Here is a 17,393-nt window from a genome sequence, read left to right on the forward strand (position 1 = left end):
TGCCTACTCCCCATGTCCAAGCCGATCATCTGCCGTCCCAAGGGGCAAAGGCAAACACGGAATCGTCAGTGTCGGGCGCGTGAACACCCCGAACTTGCCCCGCGCGACGGAGGGTCGTAGAAGCGTCTGGACCATGAAAGAGACCCCTATGACGCATCCGAAACCCGTCGTCCTTTGCATCCTTGATGGTTGGGGCATTTCCACCCGCCCCGAGCAAAGCGCGCCGGATCAGGCCAATACTCCGAATTTCGACCGGCTGATGACCGACTGCCCGCATGGCACGCTGATCACCTTCGGTCCCGATGTCGGCCTGCCGCGCGGCCAGATGGGCAATTCCGAGGTCGGCCACACCAATATCGGCGCGGGCCGCGTCGTCGCGATGGATCTGGGCCAGATCGACCTAGCGATCGAGGATGGCAGCTTCTTCGCCAATCCCGAGATCGTCGCCTTTGCCGACAAGCTGAAAGCCAGCGGCGGCACCGCGCATCTGATGGGCGTCGTCTCGGATGGCGGCGTGCATGGCCATATCCAGCATGTGCTGGCGGCTGCAAAGGCCATCGCCGACAAGGGCGTTCCGGTCGTCCTGCATGCGATCACCGATGGCCGCGACGTGCCGCCGAAATCGGCCGAGGGCTATGTCGAGGAGCTGCTGGGCAACCTGCCCGCAGGCGTCTCGGTCGGCACGGTGATCGGGCGCTATTACGCCATGGACCGCGACAACCGCTGGGAGCGCGTCAGCCGCGCCTTTGCCGCGATGACCCGCGCCGAAGGTCTTCATGCCGCAGATGCCGCACAGGCTGTCGAGGCTGCCTATGCCCGTGGCGAGACCGATGAATTCATCGAGCCGACCGTGCTGGACGGCTTCACTGGCGCCAAGGATGGCGACGGCATCTTCTGCCTGAACTTCCGCGCCGACCGCGCGCGAGAGATCCTTGCCGCCCTCGGCCAGCCCGATTTCGACGCTTTCGACACCGGCACGCGCCCGCAATGGGCAGCGCTTCTGGGCATGGTCGATTACTCGGCTAAGCATGACGAATATATGCAGGCCGCCTATCCCAAGCGTCAGGTGGTGAACACGCTGGGTGCATGGGTCGCGGCCAAGGGGCTGAAACAGTTCCGCCTCGCCGAGACCGAGAAATACCCCCATGTCACCTTCTTCCTGAACGGTGGCCGCGAGGCCCCCGAGGCAGGCGAGGACCGCTTCATGCCCTCCAGCCCCAAGGTCGCGACCTATGACCTTGCACCGGAAATGGCCGCGCCCGAGGTCAGCGCCAAGCTGGTCGAGGCGATCGAGGCAGGCCACGACCTGATCGTGGTGAACTTCGCCAATCCCGACATGGTCGGCCATACCGGCAGCCTGCCCGCCGCCGTCCGCGCCGTCGAGGCGGTGGACAAGGGCCTTGGCATGATGCTGGACGCGCTGGAAAAGGCCGGAGGTGCGGCGGTCGTCATCGCGGACCACGGCAATTGCGAAACCATGATCGACCCCGAGACCGGCGGTCCCCACACCGCCCATACCGTGAATCCGGTTCCGGTGATCGTCTTCGGGGCTCCGGAAGGCAGCAGGCTGCGTAGCGGACGCCTTGCCGATGTCGCGCCGACCGTGCTTGATCTGATGGGTCTTGACCTGCCGCCCGAGATGACCGGCAAATCCCTTATCGAGCCCGCATGAAGCTGACATTTGTCCTGCCCGCCCTTCTGGTTGCCGGTCTGGCCACCGTTGCACCCGCGCAACAGGCGACCTCGGGCCAACAGAATTCGGGCCAGCAGAACGCGGCACTAAGTCAGGCCGCGCAGGAGGCCGCTGCGGCGGCTGAAATCCTGCGCGATGCGACCGGCCAGCTGGACACCGCGCTCAGCAAAGAGGATCAGGTCGCCTCGCTGACCCAGATGATCCGCGCCTACGAGCAGGGCCTGTCCGCCCTGCGCGACGGCCTGCGCCGCGCCGGTATCCGCGAACAGCAGATCCATGCCGAATTCGAAGCCCGCCGCGACAAGCTGGGTCGGGTCGTCGGCGTGATGACCGCGATGCAGCGCTCGCCGGAAACGACGCTGCTGTTGCACCCTGCCGGACCGGAAGCCTCGGCGCGGGCGGGGATGATCCTGTCCTCGGTCGCGCCCGGCCTGCAATCCGAGGCCGAGGTGATGCAGAAGCAGCTGGAAGAAATCCGCACCGTCCGAACCATCCAGCTGAATGCGGCAAACACGCTGGCACAGGGGCTGGGACAGGTTCAGGAGGCGCGGCGTTTGCTGGCCTCGGCCGTCACGGATCGCTCGCAAATGCCAGTCCGCTTCGGCGACAACCCGACCGAACTGACCGCGCTGGTCCAATCGGCCGACACGCTGGACGCGTTTGCCTCGGGCATCGTCGGGATGGAGCAGGACATCGGCGCGCCCATGGCCGATTTCGAAGGCGCGCAAGGCAGCCTGCCCTTGCCCGTCATGGGCCGCGTGCTGCGCCACTACAAGGAACCCGATGCCGCCGGCGTCGAGCGCCCCGGCATGGTGCTGGCGACCGGACCCGCCGCGCTGGTCACGTCCCCATGGGCCGCGACCATCCGCTACCGTGGCCCGCTGCTGGATTACGGCAATGTGATGATCATTGAACCCGCGCGCGGCTATCTGGTGATATTTGCCGGATTGGCCGAGGTCTTTGGCGAAGTCGGGGATGTCCTTACCGCTGGCGAGCCCATAGGGCTGATGGGCGGGGCGGAACCCCCCGCCGAAGAGTTCGGCGCGGAATTTGTTGCCAATGCAGCCATAGGAGGCGGCGCTGGACAGACCGAAACACTGTATGTTGAACTTCGCAAGGGCAAGGAAACACTGGACCCGGCGGAGTGGTTCGTGATGAATCCCATCATGGGCGAGGCCGCTCGCGAAACACACGGCCACAACGGAACCGGGCAGGACGGAAACACGGAATGAAACATTACCTTCTGGCCGGCGCGATCGGCACTCTGGCGGGCGCAGTGGTCGCCACGCAATTCGCGGGCCCGCTGGTCGCACAAGAGACCGGCAAGAACGCTTCGATCTACGAACAGCTCGATCTGTTCGGCAACGTGTTCGAGCGCGTCCGCGCCGATTATGTCGAGCAGGTCGATGACAAGAAGCTGATCGAGGCCGCGATCAACGGCATGCTGACCTCGCTTGACCCGCATAGCTCGTTCCTGTCGGCCAAGGATTACGAGGACATGCAGACCACGACGCGGGGCAGCTTCGGCGGCCTTGGCATCGAGGTCGGGCAGGAAGACGGCCTCGTCAAGGTCATCTCGCCCATCGACGACACCCCCGCCGCCGAGGCCGGTGTGAAATCGGGCGATTTCATCACCCATGTGAACGGCGAATCACTGATGGGCCTGTCGCTGGACGACGCGGTCGAGAAGATGCGCGGGCCGGTCGGATCGGAAATCAAGATCACCATCCTGCGTCAGGGCGAACAGGAACCCTTCGACCTGACCATCGTGCGCGACACCATCAAACTGACCGTGGTCAAAACCCGCATCGAAAGCCACGCGGTCGTCCTGCGCGTCTCGACCTTCAACGACGAGACGATGGACACGCTGCGCTCGGAGATGACCAAATCCATCAAGGATGCGGGCGGCATCGATAAGGTCACCGGCTTCGTGCTGGACCTGCGCAACAACCCCGGCGGTCTGCTCAATCAGGCCATCGAGGTCTCGGACGCCTTCCTCGACAAGGGCGAGATCGTCTCGACCCGCGGCCGCAAGCCCGAGGAATCCGAGCGCTGGAACGCCCAGCTTGGCGATCTCGCCGAAGGCAAGCCGATGGTCGTGCTGATCAATGGCGGCTCGGCCTCGGCATCAGAGATCGTGACCGGCGCATTGCAGGATCACCGCCGCGCCATCGTCGTCGGCACCAAATCCTTCGGCAAGGGCTCGGTCCAGACCGTCATGCCGGTCACCTCGGACAGCGCCATCCGCCTGACCACGGCGCGCTATTACACGCCGTCGGGCCGCTCGATCCAGTCGCTGGGCATCCAGCCCGACATCATCGTCGAACAGCCGCAACCGGCCAAGGTCGAGGAAGGCGAGGAAAACAAGCCCAAGTCCGACTCGAAATTCCTCAGTTCGGAAGCGGATCTGCGCGGCGCGCTGAACAACGATTCGATCAGCGATGACGAGCGCAAGCAGATCGAGGAAGAAGCCAAGCAGGTCGAGGCCACCGCCAAGCTGCGCGAGGAAGACTACCAGCTCGCCTATGCGGTCGATATCCTCAAAGGTCTGTCTGCTGTCAGCTTCCATGCCGACGCCGTTCCAGACAATGCCAAGCCCGCCGTGACGGGCGAGGACGCGACCAGCGAGGGCGCGAAGAAACAATGACCGACCTGCGTTCCGGGCCGTCGGGCCTGCCCTATCGGCCCTGCGCGGGTGTCGTGCTGATCAATGCCGAAGGATTGATCTTCGCCGGTCAGCGCATCGACAATCCCGGCCATGCCTGGCAAATGCCTCAGGGCGGCATCGACGCGGGGGAAACCCCGCGCGAGGCCGCCTTGCGCGAACTGACCGAAGAAACCGGCGTGACCTCGGATCTTGTCGAGGTTCTGGCCGAATCCCCCGATTGGGTGACCTACAATCTGCCGCCCGAACTGCTGGGCAAGGTCTGGAAAGGCCGCTTCGGTGGCCAGCAACAAAAATGGCTGGCGCTGCGTTTTCTCGGCACCGACTCGGACGTGCGGATCGAAACCGACCATCCCGAATTCGACCGCTGGCAATGGATGCCCGCCGCGGACCTGCTGGAAAGCATCGTGCCCTTCAAGCGCGCGGTCTATGAACAGGTGTTCAAGGACTTCAAGGGTCTGCTGGCCTAAGGGCCTATTCGGCCCATTCCCGATCCGTGGTGAAGGCGATCGTCAACCAGCGATCCGGCCCTTCACCACCGATTTCCTCACCGATTTCATCGCGGATACGGTCCCATTCCTCTAGCGGGCGGGCCGGAGCGCCGGTCGGCACGATGAAATAGATCTCGATCTGCCGCCCGCGGCCGACCCGCGCGACATAAGCGCGATGGCCGAGAAAGCCGTATTTCCCGACCTGCCGCTCGGCCACCTCATCGACATGCTGACGCAGCACCGGCGGCGTCACCAGCAGGATATCCGCCAGCGCCTGCCGCACCGTCGAAAGCGGGATCGGAATCACCACAACCGAGATCAGCGCCAGCACCGCCGGATCGACATAGGGCGACATCCATTCCAGATTCGTGCCCTGAATCGCCCAGCCGAACACGAATGCCACCAGAAGCGCGCCGGTCAGCGACACCGACATGATCCATGCCTTGACGTCCAGCGCCAGAAAGCTCGACCTGATCCTGCGGTTGGCCCGCCTCCCATAGCTGGCCATGAAGCAGCCCGCGACAATCGTGATGGCGGCATAGACAATGGCCCAGCCGAATTCCAGATGCCGCCCGCCGGTCAGCAGGCTTCCGATAGCGTTGATCAATCCGTAGATCGAGGCGCCGATCAGCATCGCCCCGTTCAGCCCCAGCACGATCGGCTCGAGATGCCAGAAGCCCATATTGAAGCGCTCGGTCAGCTTGGAATGCTGCCCCACGCTTCCCGCCGCGATCAGCCGCGTGACCCACAAAGACAGGACCGTCATGCTGGCATCGGTCAGCGAATAGATCCCGTCGAACACGATCGAATACGAGCCGGTCATCAGCCCGAACCCCACGCCGATTGCGGCAATGATGAAGGTGACGATGATCGAACGCCGCAGCACCTGCTGTTCCGATGACATGGCGACCCTCCTGTTTCCGCGCAAGAATCGACGGCTACCATAGCTTGCGCGCCTCGAACCGCCCAGCCGGACCGGATCGCCCGTCCCGTTTCGCCCCGACCCTTGCCTCGATGCGCTCGGTTTCCTATATCTGGCCCGAGGACGACCTCACCATCACGGCAAACGAACGGGACGGCCCGATCAACAGGAGATCAGGCATGGCTTGGTTCTATTTGCTCGCTGCGGGACTGCTGGAAGTCGTCTGGGCCTACGCGATGAAAAAATCCGAAGGCTTCACACTGCTCACCCCCTCAATCGTCACACTTGTCGCGATGATCGCCAGCTTCGCCTTGCTGTCGATTGCGATGCGGACCCTTCCGCTCGGGACCGCCTACACAGTGTGGACCGGTATCGGCGCGGTCGGTGCGTTCATTCTGGGCATTACGTTTCTTGGTGAAGCCATCACGCCGATGCGCATCGTCGCAGCCCTGCTGATCGTCAGCGGCATCGTGGCCATGAAGCTCAGCAGCGCGCATTGACGCTGTAACGGCATACACCCTGTGTACGGACGGTGTACGCATGTCACAGATCAATATTTCGCAAATTCAAAGCGTTACGCAGGGGCGTTGCACCCTCTGCGTCCGCAGGCGTTGCGCGGCCTACAACTTCCGCGCCAACACCTCCAGTTGGTCCGCGGCGATCCCCCAACCGACGTGAAAACCCATCGCTTCATGTTCGGCCTTCACCTCGGGCGTCCAATGCATCGCGCGGGCCTCGTAATGGGTCTGCCCGTCCCCCGCATCCGCCAGCGTCACGCTGGCCGCCATGAATGGCCGCCCCGCCGGACGCCAACCGGGTTCGAACGCATCGGTAAAGATCAGCCGCTCACCGGGGACAACCTCCAGCATGACACCCAGATTCTCGACCCGCTCGCCATCCGGCCCGTTCATCACGGTCATCACCTCGCCGCCGGGCCATAATTCCATGCGGGAATCCGAGACATACCAAGGCTTTGGACAAAACCACTGGCGCAGCAACTCGGGCTCGGTCCAGCAGCGCCAGATGGCTGCGCGAGGCGCGTCCAGAATTCGTTTCAGGATCAGATCATTGGTCGCATCAGACATGGAACCTCTCCGGTATGATCCGGCAAGGATACCATGAAAGACGGGATCAGGCAGCCGCGCCCAGTCCCGCCAAACGCGCTTTCAATGCCTCGCGCGGGACTTCGGCCCGCGTGCCGGAAATGACCGGACGCCCGCGTTCGAGCATCAGGAAACGGTCGCCAAGATCATGGGCGAAGTCGAAGAACTGCTCGACCAGAACGATCGCCATATCGCCACGATCCCGCAAGCCTTTGATCACACGCCCGATCTGTTGGATGATATTGGGCTGGATGCCCTCGGTCGGCTCGTCCAGAAGCAGCACCTTGGGCTTCATGATCAGCGCGCGGGCAATGGAAAGCTGCTGTTGCTGCCCGCCCGAAAGATCACCGCCACGACGATGGCTCATCTCGGCCAGGACGGGGAAATGCTCGAAGATTTCATCCGGAATCTTGCGTTCGCCGCGCGGCAAGATCGCCAGACCGGTCTCGAGATTCTCGCGCACGGTCAGCAGCGGAAAGATCATCCGCCCCTGCGGAACATAGCCCACCCCCTTCAACGCCATGGTCTGGGCATTGACCCGACCCAGATCCTCACCGTTCAGGCGCAATGTCCCGCCCGAGCGGGGATGACTGCCAGACAGCACCTTCAGCAGGCTGGTCTTGCCGACCCCGTTATTTCCCATGACGCAAGTGACCTGCCCCGGTTCGGCGATCAGATCGACGCCGTAAAGGATCTGGCTGCCGCCGTAGCTTAGCGTAATATCACGTGCTTCCAGCATCTTAACCCCGACCCAGATAGACTTCGATGACCTGCGGATTGGCGGTGACGTGATCCAGACTGCCCTCGGCCAGAACCGATCCCTCGTGCAGGACCGTCACCTTGCAATCCAGCCGGCGCACGAAATCCATGTCATGTTCGACCACGACCACCGCATGTTTTTCGGCCAAGTTGCGCAGCAAAGTGGTCGTCTGCTCGCGCTCGGCCAGCGTCATGCCCGCTGCTGGCTCGTCCACCAGCAGCAAGCGCGGCTCTTGTGCCAGAAGCATCCCGATCTCCAGCCACTGCTTCTGTCCATGGCTGAGTTCACCCGATTTCCGGCCCAGTTGATCACCCAAGCCGACCTCGGTCGCCAATTCGCCCACACGCGTCACACTATCCTGCGTCGGCTTCCAGCGCAGGACACTGAACGGGCTTCGGGACGCGCTCAGCGCCATGGTCAGGTTCTCGGCCACGGTCTGGTCCTCGAACACGGTCGGGCGCTGGAATTTACGCCCGATGCCCGCCCTCGCGATCTGGGATTCGTTCATCCTGAGCAGGCTTTTCGAGTTCTCGCCCCACAGAACCTGCCCCTCGTTCGGGCGGGTTTTTCCGGTCACGATGTCCATGAAAGTGGTTTTTCCCGCACCATTCGGGCCGATAATGGCACGGAGCTCGCGGTCGGCAATCTCGAAGGACAGGTTATTGATCGCGCGGAATCCGTCGAAACTGACCGAGATCCCCCGCACTTCCAGCAGCGCCGTCATTCCACCGCCTCCTTCTCGCGAAGCGATCCCATGTCGGGCCCCATCGGCTGCCCCTGTCGCTTGGGGGGACGTAATCCCTCGAACAGATCGACCAGCCCCGCGATGCCCTTGGGCGCAAGCAAGGTCACCAGAACGAAGCTGAGGCCCAGCAGCACCTGCCACCAATCGACCCATTTGATGGTGTAGAAACCAAGGTTCACATCGGGCGCGCGGCCACCGGTGAACCAGCTCGACAACATCGAGACAAAGATCGCCCCGATCGCCGCGCCGTATAGCCTGCCCCGTCCGCCAATCGCGACCCACACCGCCAGATAGATCGAGGCGATAGGGGCCAGTTCAGCGGGGTTGATGATCCCTGCCTGCGGGTAATACAGCGCGCCTGCAATGGCGGTGACGACGGCGGCAAGGACAAAGACCACCAGCTTGTACCCCTCGACCGAATAGCCAAGGAAGCGCACACGGGCCTCGTCGTCGCGTATAGCGCGGGTCACGCTGCCGAACTTGCCCGACGCGACCCATGCGATCAGAAGATACCCCAACCCAAGAGTGACAGCGGAAGCCCAAAGGAACCAGATCGACAGCTTCTCCTGCGAGACGGCGTCCAGACCGGGGATATTCTGCAAGCCTGACAAGCCGTTATTGCCGCGAAGTCCCGAGTCGTTCTGGAACAGGTACAGCGCCAGTGCCAGCGTCATCGCCTGTGTCAGGATCGAAAGATAAACCCCGTTCACGCGCGACCGGAACGCCAGCCAGCCAAAGACCAGCGCCAGCAGGCCGGGGACCAGCACAACCAGCGCCAACTGCCCCCAAAGCGAGCCGGAAAACGCCCAGATCATCGGGAATTTATCCGATCCGACGACACCGAATATCTGGGTCGCGACCGCCGCGGAAATCTCGGCATCGGTGGGCGGTATCGGCAGGTTCGCCAATGACCCCGCGACGATCCCCTCGGTGCGGGCGACCATCAGCCACATGCCGATCATATAACCGCCAAGCGCGAAGAACGCCATTTGCCCAAGGCTCAGGATGCCCGCATAGCCCCAGACAAGGTCCATCGCGACGGCAGCGAGCGCCAGACATAGCGTCTTGCCCAAGGTCTTGACCATGCTGGTCGAGATCGCGCCAGTGCCATAGCCCGCCGACAGGACCGTGACCGCAACGGTAAACACCGCCAGCACGCCCAGAAAGACAAGGATCGAGGGATGCCGCAGAACAAGTGGTTTGCGCATGTCAGGCCCCCACGGCGCGGCCCTTGGCGGCGATGATGCCGCGCGGCCGGAACTGGATGAAGATGATGATGAACAGGATCATATAGGTCTGCGCGGCCAGCGTATTGGCCGGATTGAACCACTCGATCCCCTTTTGCAGGAAGCCGATCAGCGCCGCCCCCGCCAGCGTGCCCCAGATATTGCCGACACCGCCGACAACGACCGTCATGAAGCTTTGCACGATGTAATCGCTGCCCAGTTCCGACGTCACCTTGGCGAAAAGCCCGATCGCCACGCCCGCAATCCCCGCGATCCCCGAGCCAAGACCAAAGGTCAGCATATTGATGCGGTCGGGGCTGATCCCCATGCTGGCCGCCATGGCCGGGTTCTGGGTCACGGCGCGGACCTCGAGCCCCAGCCGGGTGCGGTTCATGATGAACAGGTAAAGCCCCAGAAACACCAGCGCGAGGACGAAGATCGCGATGCGGATATAGCTGATCGAGACGACATCGTTGAACGTCAGCGCCCCGTCGAGCCACGCCGGAGAGGTCAGCGGCCTCGCCTGCGTGCCGAAGATGTTCTTCGCCAATTGCTGCAAAGCGATGGACACGCCGAAGGTCGCAAGCAGTGTCTCCAGCGGGCGCTTGTAAAGGTGGCGGATCACCAGCCGCTCCAGCGCGACGCCCGCCGCGAAAGTCACGACAAAGGCCAAAGGCAGCGCGACGATCAGCGAGACAGTCCGGTCGGCGATGAATTGCTGGACGACATAACCGGTATAGGCGCCCATCATGATGAACTCGCCATGCGCCATGTTGATGACGCCCATCACGCCAAAGGTGACGGCAAGCCCGATGGCGGCAAGAAAATAGATCGAGGCCAAGGACAACGCATCCAAGGACAGGTCGGCTGCCTGCATCAAACCGATGCGCGTCTCGGTGCTGCGCAATGCGGCACGGGCAGCGGTCGTGACATCGGGGTTCGGCTCGGCATAGACATCAAGAAACTTGTAACGGGCAAGTGCGGCCTCGACCTCGTCATCGCTGGCGGCGGGCTGAACAGTGCCTTGGGCTTCAAGCGCGGTATAGGCGCGGTCGCGGGCATCCTGATCGGCAAGCTGGGCCAGCGGCACCCCTCCGACCGAGCCTTGCACGATATGCTGCGCCAGCGTGGCCCGCATCGCCTGAGGCGTCAGCCGCGCGGGGGCAAGCCCCTCAGCGACCAGCATCGCGTAAGCATCCTCGCGCGAGAGATCGCCGCCAAGGGAAAGTTCTTTCGCGATATTGGTGCCAGACGGAATTTCTTCGAAAGCGACACGCCGCATGGCAAGGATCGGATTCAGGCTGGCGCGGAAATCCAGACCGGAATCGCCGCCAAAGCCTTCGATCGCGGCAATCCTTGCGGCGGGATCGGAATCGTATTGAATGGTCAGCATCCGCTCGAGCCGCTGCTTGCGTGCGGCCAGTGCGGGATCAGGATCGTCCATCGCCTCGCGCAGCAGGGCAAGCTGGCTGGCATCGGCGCGGCGCGACATCGAATCCAGCGCCTCGATCCGGCGCTTCGGATCGGGATCGGACAGCGCGTTTCCGGCCATCGCCGCCGAGATCACCCCCCGCACACCCGAATTCGGACGCAGCATCGTCACATCCGCTTCGGCAGCAGAACCAAGATCCGCGCCGGTCGCGGCGTCGGTCAGTTTCAACCCGTCACCTTCGGGCGCGGCAATCACCAACAGGCCATCGCTTTTGCGCAGACCCAGCAGACGTTCGTTCCAGGCTTGCAGCAAAGCCGCGCCTTGGGCACCGGTTGCCGCGATCTCGTCGACGACAGGACCGATAGATTGCCGCGAGGGCTTTTCGATCTGATCGCGATATTGCGAGACGACCGCGGCAAGGTCAGCAGTTTGCGCCCGAGCATGGATCGGCAGAACCAGCGCGACGAAGGCCAGGACAAGTAGAAAAAGACGCATGGGTTCCTCGAAGGCCGGAGGTGGGCGGCGCATCACGCCGCCCAGAGCAGCACCAGATCAGTAGTTCGAGCCGAGCTGCACGCAGCTGTTGGTCTCGGTATTCCACATGCCGCATTTCTTGCCGGTCCAGTCCGAATCCAACTTGGCGCTGTCCGGCAGGAAGTCGGTCCAGGCATCGCCCGCGACTTCGTCGGTCTGGCTGACGATGTCGAACTGGCCATCGGCGCGGATCTCGCCGATCAGAACCGGCTTGGTCAGGTGGTGGTTCGGCAGGACGGTGGCCGTGCCACCGGTCAGGTTCGGAACCTCGACGCCGACGATGGCATCCAGAACCGGATCGGTATCGGTGGTGCCCGCTTTTTCGACCGCCTTCACCCAGGCGTTGAAGCCGATCATCGTGGCTTCCATCGGGTCATTGGTCACACGCTTGTCGTTCTTGGTGAACTTGTGCCATTCGTCGATGAAGGCCTTGTTTTCGGGCGTGTCGGCGGATTCGAAATAGTTCCAGGCCGCCAGATGGCCGACAAGGTTGGTCGTATCCAGGCCCGCCAGCTCTTCCTCGCCGACCGAGAAGGCCATGACCGGAATATCGTCTGCCGAGACGCCTGCCGCAGCGAGTTCCTTGTAGAAACCGATATTCGCATCGCCGTTGATGGTCGAGACGACGCCGACCTTCTTGCCGTCCGCACCCAGCGCGACGACATCCGCAACGATCTTGGACCAGTCCGAATGGCCGAAGGGGGTGTAGTTGACGAAGATGTCACCCTCGGCCACGCCTTTGCCTTTCAGATAGGCATCAAGGATGTTGTTCGTGGTGCGGGGATAGACGTAATCGGTGCCCAGCAGCGCCCATTTTTCGACGCCCAGTTCCTCGGCCATGTAATCAACGGCAGGAATGGCCTGCTGGTTCGGCGCGGCGCCGGTGTAGATCACGTTCTTCGAGGATTCTTCGCCCTCGTATTGAACGGGATAGAACAGCAGACCGTTCAGTTCCTCGATGACCGGCAGAACCGATTTGCGGCTGACGCTGGTCCAGCAGCCAAAGATCGCATCGACGCCATTGACCGAGATCAGTTCGCGGGCTTTCTCGGCAAATAGCGGCCAATCCGAGGCCGGGTCCACGACAACCGCCTCGATTTTCTTGCCAAGCAGCCCGCCTTTGGCGTTTTGCTGCTCGACCATCATCAGCACGGTATCTTTCAGCGTCGTCTCCGAGATCGCCATCGTTCCCGACAGCGAATGCAGCACGCCGATCTTGATCGTATCGTCTTGCGCCCAACCGGTGCCAGCCAGGCCAACCGTCATAAGGGCGGCGGCCAAGGCGCTGCTATAGTACTTCATCCCTGTTTTTCCCTCTCGTTGATTACGCCGCGTCACGGCTGGGACGATGAGGGCAGCGAGTCCGGTTTTTGCCAAGTTCTAGGGCAGTCCGAAAATCACAGGTTCTGAATTGACGAGTTAACTGAGTAATTTGTAGGCAGCTCAGTTGATCCTATGGCAATTTGAAAATGAAGTGGGCGGCCAGAGCCGCCCGATGCATCGTTTCATCCGAAATCAGCCACGCAGCATGCCCAGCAAATTGCTGTCGGCATAGCCATCCGGCACCAACCCGCGTGAGCGTTGATAGGCCTTGACCGCCTCGACCGATTTCGAACCGAGTTTGCCGTCCACACCGCCGGTATCGAAGCCGCGCGCCATCAGAAGGCGCTGGATTTCTGCCTTTTCGCTGTTCGACAACGTGCGGTCGCCACGCGGCCAGCTGCCCCGGATGCCCGAACGACCGGCAATTGCATCGCCCAGATAGGACACCGCCAATGCATAGCTGTCCGAAGCGTTATACTTCAGGATCGCACGGAAATTCTCGGTGATGACAAAAGCCGGTCCCCGCGCACCTGCCGGTGCAAGGATCGCGCCCGAAGGCACCGCGCCGCCCGAGGCAGTCCGCACGCCCATCGACACCCATTGGCTACCCGATTTCGTGATCGACTTGCTGACCTGATTATAGTCGAAGCCTTGCGGCAACACGACCTCGGCCCCCCAGGGCTGCCCCGGACGCCAACCGTTCTCGCGCAGATACGAGGCTGTCGAGGCCAGCGAATCCGTCGGATCGTCGGACCAGATATCGCGGCGGCCATCACCGTTGAAATCGACTGCATGGCTCAGGAACGACGATGGCATGAACTGGGTGTGGCCCATCGCCCCTGCCCAGCTTCCGACCATATGCGAGGAATCCACGTCGCCGGCTTGGATGATGCGCAGGGCGGCGACCAGTTCGCCCGCGAAGAACTCGCCCCGACGGCCATCATATGCCAAGGTCGCAAGAGCGGGCACGGTCTGGGTATTCCCACGGTTCGCGCCGAAATTCGATTCCATGCCCCAGACCGCAAGAACGATCTCGCGCGGGACGCCGTAACGGGCCTCGATCGCGCTGAGGGTGCTGGAGTAGCGGGCCGACATCTGCCGTCCGGTCGAGATACGGCTGCCGCCGACCGCACCGTCAAGATACTCCCAGATCGGTTTGCTGAACTCGCTTTGTTTGCCGTCCAGCGTCACGATGCTGGGTTGGAAATGTGCGCTGGACATCGCGCTGTCAAAGACCTGAGGAGAGACACCTGCCGCCAAAGCACGCGGGCGGAAGCTTTGCACCCAGTTCTGGAAACCCGCTTCCGAACCCTGACCCTGAGCCGTGGGCAATCCGCTGAAGTTGCCGCCCGCGCCGGGCGCCCGGTTCGACACACCGCAACTTCCCATCACGCAGACCAGCAGGGCTGCGGTCGCAACTCGGAAATACCGTCCTGTCATTTGCCTGTCCGTTCCGTGCTCTTGTTCTGGTTGGAAACCAGTCTAGCCGAGCACGGCACGGCTGAATAGGCCCGCTTCAGGCATCCTCGTCAAAGTCGTCTTCGTCGCCGTAAAGCGGTTCCATCTGGGCGACGATGACCGAATTCTCGGCCAGCGCCCGATCCATCAAGGCGCGTTCCTCGTCGGGTATTTCATGGCCTTCGGCCAGACGTTCCTCGATCGTGCCGTGACCGGTCACTTCGATCGGGGCCAGACCTGCCTGTTTCAGAATGGCCACAGTCTCGCGTACCGCCTCGTCCTCGGTCACGCCCGAGGCGTAGCAAACCAGCGCTGCACCCGACGCGCCCTTGGGCATTCCGTCATCGGCCGCGCGACCGACCTCGACCAGAAGCGTATAGACCTGCTGTGTCATGACTTTCCCCTTGATGCGGTTTTCGGTCATATCCCCGAAACACCGGAGAGAAACAATGAGCAAGAGCCTTGCACGCGTACGTGCCGCACTGGAAGCCGCCGGAGTCACCTCGGAGATCCGCGAAACCGATGATCGCGCCCGAACGGCTCAGGGGGCGGCGGAAGTGGTCGGCTGCGAGGTGGATCAGATCGCCAAATCCATCATCTTCCGGGGCGAGGAATCCGGCCATGTCATCCTGTTCCTGACCGCAGGCGGCAATCGCGTCGATGCCGGCAAGGCGACGCTTGTCGCGGGCCAGCCTTTGGGCAAAGCCGACGCCGCACAGATCAGGGCGGAAACGGGTTTTGCGATTGGCGGCGTGTCTCCGGTCGGCCATCTGGGCCGGATCGACGCATATATCGACCCGCGTCTGACACAATTCCGGATCGTCTGGGCTGCGGCAGGAACTCCGCGTCACCTGTTCTCGATCGCACCCGACGAATTGATCCGTATCACCGGCGCGCGACTGGCCGAGTTCACGGCATGAAAAAGGGGCGGTGAACCGCCCCTCACGCACCTATTTCGCAACCGCTCGATAAAGCCAGATCAAGATCACCGCGCCGAACAGGCCGACGAAACCCTGAGCGATCCAACTGCCATGCTGCGCATTCAGTCCCAGCACACCAAGGATGGCGTTGCCGACCACCGCACCGACGATGCCCAGCACGATATTCAGGAAAACCCCAGTATCGGCCTTCATAATATTGCTGGCAATCCAGCCCGCGATACCGCCCACGATGATGGCGGCGATCCAGCCCAAGCCTTCCATGCGTCTCTCCTTGCGATAGGGTGTCCTGCGGGTCAACGCGGACACCCCCATGGAAGTTCACGGCTGTCTGCTTGGCCTTAGTCGCGCAGCAATTCGTTGATCGAGGTCTTGGACCGGGTCTGCGCATCGACCCGTTTGACGATGACCGCGCAGTACAGGTTCACCCCGTTCTTGGACGGCAACGAGCCGGATACGACGACCGAGCCCGCAGGAACTTCGCCATACATGATCTCGCCGGTTTCGCGGTCGACGATCTTGGTCGATTTGCCGATATAGACGCCCATGCCAAGGACCGAGCCCTCGCGGATGATGCAGCCTTCGACGACTTCCGAACGCGCGCCGATGAAACAGTTGTCCTCGATGATGGTCGGGCCCGCCTGCATCGGTTCCAGCACACCGCCAATGCCGACGCCGCCGGACAAGTGGACGTTCTTGCCGATCTGCGCGCAGGAACCGACTGTGGCCCAGGTATCGACCATGGTGCCCTCATCGACATAGGCGCCCAGATTCACGAAGGACGGCATCAGGACAACGCCTTTGCCGATGAAGGCCGATTTGCGCACGATGCAGTTCGGAACGGCACGAAAGCCGGCTTCGCGCCAGCGGTTCTCGCCCCAACCGGCGAATTTGCTGTCGACCTTGTCCCACCAGCCGCCGTTCTGCGGACCGCCTTCATGGATCTCCATGTCCTTCAGACGGAAACCCAGCAGGACGGCTTTCTTCGCCCATTGGTTCACATGCCAGTCATTGCCGCGCTTTTCGGCGACACGCAGCTCGCCCTTGTCCAAAGCGTCCAGCGTGGCCTCGACGGCTTCGCGGGTCTCGCCGGTGGTCGCGGGGGTGATCTGGTCGCGGATTTCCCAGGCGGATTCGATGGCGGCTTCAAGCTGCGCGTTCGACATGGCATCTCTCTTTTCTGGAACTCGGGTGGAAACTGTCACGCAAGGGCTATAAATCGAGGGGGGAGGCCGCGCAATCCGCGCACGTCCCCTGTCAGAGGTTTCGATGATCGAAGAAGACGCGCGCAACCACCCTATCCGAGACAGCCAGCAGGACGCCGCCGCTGCCCGCAAACTGCCCGATACGCCGCAGACCCGTGCACCCGCCTATCGACTGGCCTTTACCGATAACGAATTCCTGCTGCGCGACGAATTGCGTCCGGTCCGTCTGCAACTTGAATTGCTCAAGCCCCAGATGATCATGGATGCGCGCGGGATCCGTTCGACCATCGTCCTGTTCGGCGGAGCCCGCATCCCTTCGCCCGAAAATCGCGACACGGCCAAGACCCCGACTCTGGGCGAGCTTTCGCGCTATTATGACGAGGCCCGCAAATTCTCCCGCATGATGACCGAGCGCAGCCTTGAAAGCTACGGCGCCGAAGACGTCATCTGCACCGGTGGCGGTCCCGGTGTGATGGAGGCGGGCAATCTGGGCGCGCATGAGGCAGGCGGTGCCTCGATCGGGCTATCCATCGTCCTGCCGCACGAGCAGGCCCCGAACGAGTATGTCACGCCGGATCTGTGCTTCAATTTCCACTATTTCGCGATCCGGAAAATGCATTTCCTGATGCGGGCCAAGGCCGTGACCATTTTCCCCGGAGGCTTCGGCACGCTCGACGAGATGTTCGAGGCACTGACCCTGATCCAGACCGGCCGGATGCAGCGTGTACCCTTCATCCTGTTCGGCACGGCGTTCTGGCACCAGATCATCAACTGGGATGCGCTGGCCGAGGCCGGAACCATCAGCCGCGAAGATCTTGGCCTGATCAGCTTTGTCGAGACCGCCGAGGAGGCCGTCGAGATCATCGACAATTGGGATTATCCCTGCGCCTGAACCGTC

The 17,393-nt window shown here is 62.5% G+C and carries 18 protein-coding genes; 7 read left to right on the plus strand and 11 right to left on the minus strand.

Features of this window, described 5'->3' with window-relative positions; translation table 11 throughout:
- Window positions 1-148: 148 nt before the first annotated feature.
- The 4 genes from gpmI to GL286_RS02990 are packed head-to-tail and all read left to right on the plus strand — an operon-like array spanning window position 149 to window position 4,828.
- Window positions 149-1,672, plus strand: a complete 1,524-nt coding sequence (gene gpmI / locus GL286_RS02975) for a 2,3-bisphosphoglycerate-independent phosphoglycerate mutase (RefSeq protein WP_155094039.1) — start codon at window positions 149-151, stop codon at window positions 1,670-1,672.
- Window positions 1,669-2,925: a murein hydrolase activator EnvC family protein gene (locus GL286_RS02980; RefSeq protein ID WP_155094040.1), complete on the plus strand. Its 1,257-nt coding sequence runs from the start codon at window positions 1,669-1,671 to the stop codon at window positions 2,923-2,925. The genes gpmI and GL286_RS02980 overlap by 4 nt, the downstream gene beginning before the upstream one ends.
- Window positions 2,922-4,340, plus strand: coding sequence for a S41 family peptidase (locus GL286_RS02985; RefSeq protein WP_155094041.1), 1,419 nt, complete (start codon window positions 2,922-2,924; stop codon window positions 4,338-4,340). Before GL286_RS02980 ends, GL286_RS02985 begins: the two co-directional genes overlap by 4 nt.
- On the plus strand, window positions 4,337-4,828 hold the full coding sequence (locus tag GL286_RS02990; protein ID WP_155094042.1) for an RNA pyrophosphohydrolase: 492 nt from the start codon (window positions 4,337-4,339) through the stop codon (window positions 4,826-4,828). The genes GL286_RS02985 and GL286_RS02990 overlap by 4 nt, the downstream gene beginning before the upstream one ends.
- Before the next feature lie 4 nt (window positions 4,829-4,832).
- Here GL286_RS02990 and GL286_RS02995 read toward each other — a convergent pair whose 3' ends face one another.
- Window positions 4,833-5,753 carry a cation diffusion facilitator family transporter gene (locus tag GL286_RS02995; RefSeq protein WP_155094043.1) on the minus strand — a complete coding sequence of 307 codons (921 nt, stop codon included), beginning with the start codon at window positions 5,751-5,753 and terminating at the stop codon, window positions 4,833-4,835.
- A 197-nt stretch (window positions 5,754-5,950) separates the two neighbouring features.
- Here GL286_RS02995 and GL286_RS03000 point away from each other — a divergent pair, with 197 nt between their 5' ends.
- On the plus strand, window positions 5,951-6,271 hold the full coding sequence (locus GL286_RS03000) for a DMT family transporter (RefSeq protein ID WP_155094516.1): 321 nt from the start codon (window positions 5,951-5,953) through the stop codon (window positions 6,269-6,271).
- Between the two features lie 120 nt (window positions 6,272-6,391).
- On the opposite strand, the gene GL286_RS03005 is transcribed toward GL286_RS03000, so the two are convergent.
- The 8 genes from GL286_RS03005 to GL286_RS03040 all read right to left on the minus strand — a co-directional run bounded on the left by GL286_RS03005 (window position 6,392) and on the right by GL286_RS03040 (window position 14,746).
- Window positions 6,392-6,856, minus strand: a complete 465-nt coding sequence (locus tag GL286_RS03005) for an SRPBCC family protein (protein ID WP_155094044.1) — start codon at window positions 6,854-6,856, stop codon at window positions 6,392-6,394.
- A 46-nt stretch (window positions 6,857-6,902) separates the two neighbouring features.
- Entirely contained in the window at window positions 6,903-7,613 is a 711-nt protein-coding gene (urtE, locus tag GL286_RS03010) for an urea ABC transporter ATP-binding subunit UrtE (RefSeq protein ID WP_155094045.1), read from the minus strand.
- Between the two features lies 1 nt (window position 7,614).
- The gene (gene urtD / locus GL286_RS03015) at window positions 7,615-8,358 is read right to left on the minus strand and encodes an urea ABC transporter ATP-binding protein UrtD (RefSeq protein ID WP_155094046.1); all 744 of its coding nucleotides are present in this window, start codon (window positions 8,356-8,358) and stop codon (window positions 7,615-7,617) included.
- Window positions 8,355-9,587, minus strand: coding sequence for an urea ABC transporter permease subunit UrtC (gene urtC, locus GL286_RS03020; RefSeq protein ID WP_155094047.1), 1,233 nt, complete (start codon window positions 9,585-9,587; stop codon window positions 8,355-8,357). Before urtC ends, urtD begins: the two co-directional genes overlap by 4 nt.
- A gap of 1 nt (window position 9,588) precedes the next feature.
- Window positions 9,589-11,532, minus strand: a complete 1,944-nt coding sequence (gene urtB, locus GL286_RS03025; RefSeq protein WP_155094048.1) for an urea ABC transporter permease subunit UrtB — start codon at window positions 11,530-11,532, stop codon at window positions 9,589-9,591.
- 57 nt (window positions 11,533-11,589) lie between these two features.
- The gene (gene urtA, locus GL286_RS03030) at window positions 11,590-12,873 is read right to left on the minus strand and encodes an urea ABC transporter substrate-binding protein (RefSeq protein ID WP_155094049.1); all 1,284 of its coding nucleotides are present in this window, start codon (window positions 12,871-12,873) and stop codon (window positions 11,590-11,592) included.
- 213 nt (window positions 12,874-13,086) lie between these two features.
- Window positions 13,087-14,334, minus strand: coding sequence for a lytic murein transglycosylase (locus GL286_RS03035; RefSeq protein WP_155094050.1), 1,248 nt, complete (start codon window positions 14,332-14,334; stop codon window positions 13,087-13,089).
- Between the two features lie 76 nt (window positions 14,335-14,410).
- Window positions 14,411-14,746, minus strand: a complete 336-nt coding sequence (locus GL286_RS03040) for a hypothetical protein (protein ID WP_155094051.1) — start codon at window positions 14,744-14,746, stop codon at window positions 14,411-14,413.
- A 55-nt stretch (window positions 14,747-14,801) separates the two neighbouring features.
- Between GL286_RS03040 and GL286_RS03045 the strand changes: the two genes are divergently transcribed.
- Window positions 14,802-15,272: a YbaK/EbsC family protein gene (locus GL286_RS03045; protein WP_155094052.1), complete on the plus strand. Its 471-nt coding sequence runs from the start codon at window positions 14,802-14,804 to the stop codon at window positions 15,270-15,272.
- Between the two features lie 30 nt (window positions 15,273-15,302).
- Here GL286_RS03045 and GL286_RS03050 read toward each other — a convergent pair whose 3' ends face one another.
- Together GL286_RS03050 and dapD are read right to left on the minus strand one after the other, a co-directional pair.
- Entirely contained in the window at window positions 15,303-15,554 is a 252-nt protein-coding gene (locus GL286_RS03050; RefSeq protein WP_155094053.1) for a GlsB/YeaQ/YmgE family stress response membrane protein, read from the minus strand.
- 77 nt (window positions 15,555-15,631) lie between these two features.
- A complete protein-coding gene (gene dapD, locus GL286_RS03055; RefSeq protein ID WP_155094054.1) occupies window positions 15,632-16,456 on the minus strand; it encodes a 2,3,4,5-tetrahydropyridine-2,6-dicarboxylate N-succinyltransferase in 825 nt (274 codons plus the stop codon).
- Window positions 16,457-16,559: 103 nt separating this feature from the next.
- Between dapD and GL286_RS03060 the strand changes: the two genes are divergently transcribed.
- Window positions 16,560-17,387, plus strand: a complete 828-nt coding sequence (locus tag GL286_RS03060; protein WP_155094055.1) for an LOG family protein — start codon at window positions 16,560-16,562, stop codon at window positions 17,385-17,387.
- Window positions 17,388-17,393 lie beyond the last annotated feature (6 nt).

Source organism: Paracoccus aestuariivivens (assembly GCF_009711225.1).
GTDB lineage: Bacteria > Pseudomonadota > Alphaproteobacteria > Rhodobacterales > Rhodobacteraceae > Paracoccus > Paracoccus aestuariivivens.

Bases quoted from the DNA above. Each gene is read 5' to 3' on its own strand.
- gpmI (WP_155094039.1), top strand. From the start codon at position 149: ATGACGCATCCGAAACCCGTCGTCCTTTGCATCCTTGATGGTTGGGGC.
- GL286_RS02980 (WP_155094040.1), top strand. From the start codon at position 1,669: ATGAAGCTGACATTTGTCCTGCCCGCCCTTCTGGTTGCCGGTCTGGCC.
- GL286_RS02985 (WP_155094041.1), top strand. From the start codon at position 2,922: ATGAAACATTACCTTCTGGCCGGCGCGATCGGCACTCTGGCGGGCGCA.
- GL286_RS02990 (WP_155094042.1), top strand. From the start codon at position 4,337: ATGACCGACCTGCGTTCCGGGCCGTCGGGCCTGCCCTATCGGCCCTGC.
- GL286_RS02995 (WP_155094043.1), bottom strand. From the start codon at position 5,753: ATGTCATCGGAACAGCAGGTGCTGCGGCGTTCGATCATCGTCACCTTC.
- GL286_RS03000 (WP_155094516.1), top strand. From the start codon at position 5,951: ATGGCTTGGTTCTATTTGCTCGCTGCGGGACTGCTGGAAGTCGTCTGG.
- GL286_RS03005 (WP_155094044.1), bottom strand. From the start codon at position 6,856: ATGTCTGATGCGACCAATGATCTGATCCTGAAACGAATTCTGGACGCG.
- urtE (WP_155094045.1), bottom strand. From the start codon at position 7,613: ATGCTGGAAGCACGTGATATTACGCTAAGCTACGGCGGCAGCCAGATC.
- urtD (WP_155094046.1), bottom strand. From the start codon at position 8,358: ATGACGGCGCTGCTGGAAGTGCGGGGGATCTCGGTCAGTTTCGACGGA.
- urtC (WP_155094047.1), bottom strand. From the start codon at position 9,587: ATGCGCAAACCACTTGTTCTGCGGCATCCCTCGATCCTTGTCTTTCTG.
- urtB (WP_155094048.1), bottom strand. From the start codon at position 11,532: ATGCGTCTTTTTCTACTTGTCCTGGCCTTCGTCGCGCTGGTTCTGCCG.
- urtA (WP_155094049.1), bottom strand. From the start codon at position 12,873: ATGAAGTACTATAGCAGCGCCTTGGCCGCCGCCCTTATGACGGTTGGC.
- GL286_RS03035 (WP_155094050.1), bottom strand. From the start codon at position 14,334: ATGACAGGACGGTATTTCCGAGTTGCGACCGCAGCCCTGCTGGTCTGC.
- GL286_RS03040 (WP_155094051.1), bottom strand. From the start codon at position 14,746: ATGACACAGCAGGTCTATACGCTTCTGGTCGAGGTCGGTCGCGCGGCC.
- GL286_RS03045 (WP_155094052.1), top strand. From the start codon at position 14,802: ATGAGCAAGAGCCTTGCACGCGTACGTGCCGCACTGGAAGCCGCCGGA.
- GL286_RS03050 (WP_155094053.1), bottom strand. From the start codon at position 15,554: ATGGAAGGCTTGGGCTGGATCGCCGCCATCATCGTGGGCGGTATCGCG.
- dapD (WP_155094054.1), bottom strand. From the start codon at position 16,456: ATGTCGAACGCGCAGCTTGAAGCCGCCATCGAATCCGCCTGGGAAATC.
- GL286_RS03060 (WP_155094055.1), top strand. From the start codon at position 16,560: ATGATCGAAGAAGACGCGCGCAACCACCCTATCCGAGACAGCCAGCAG.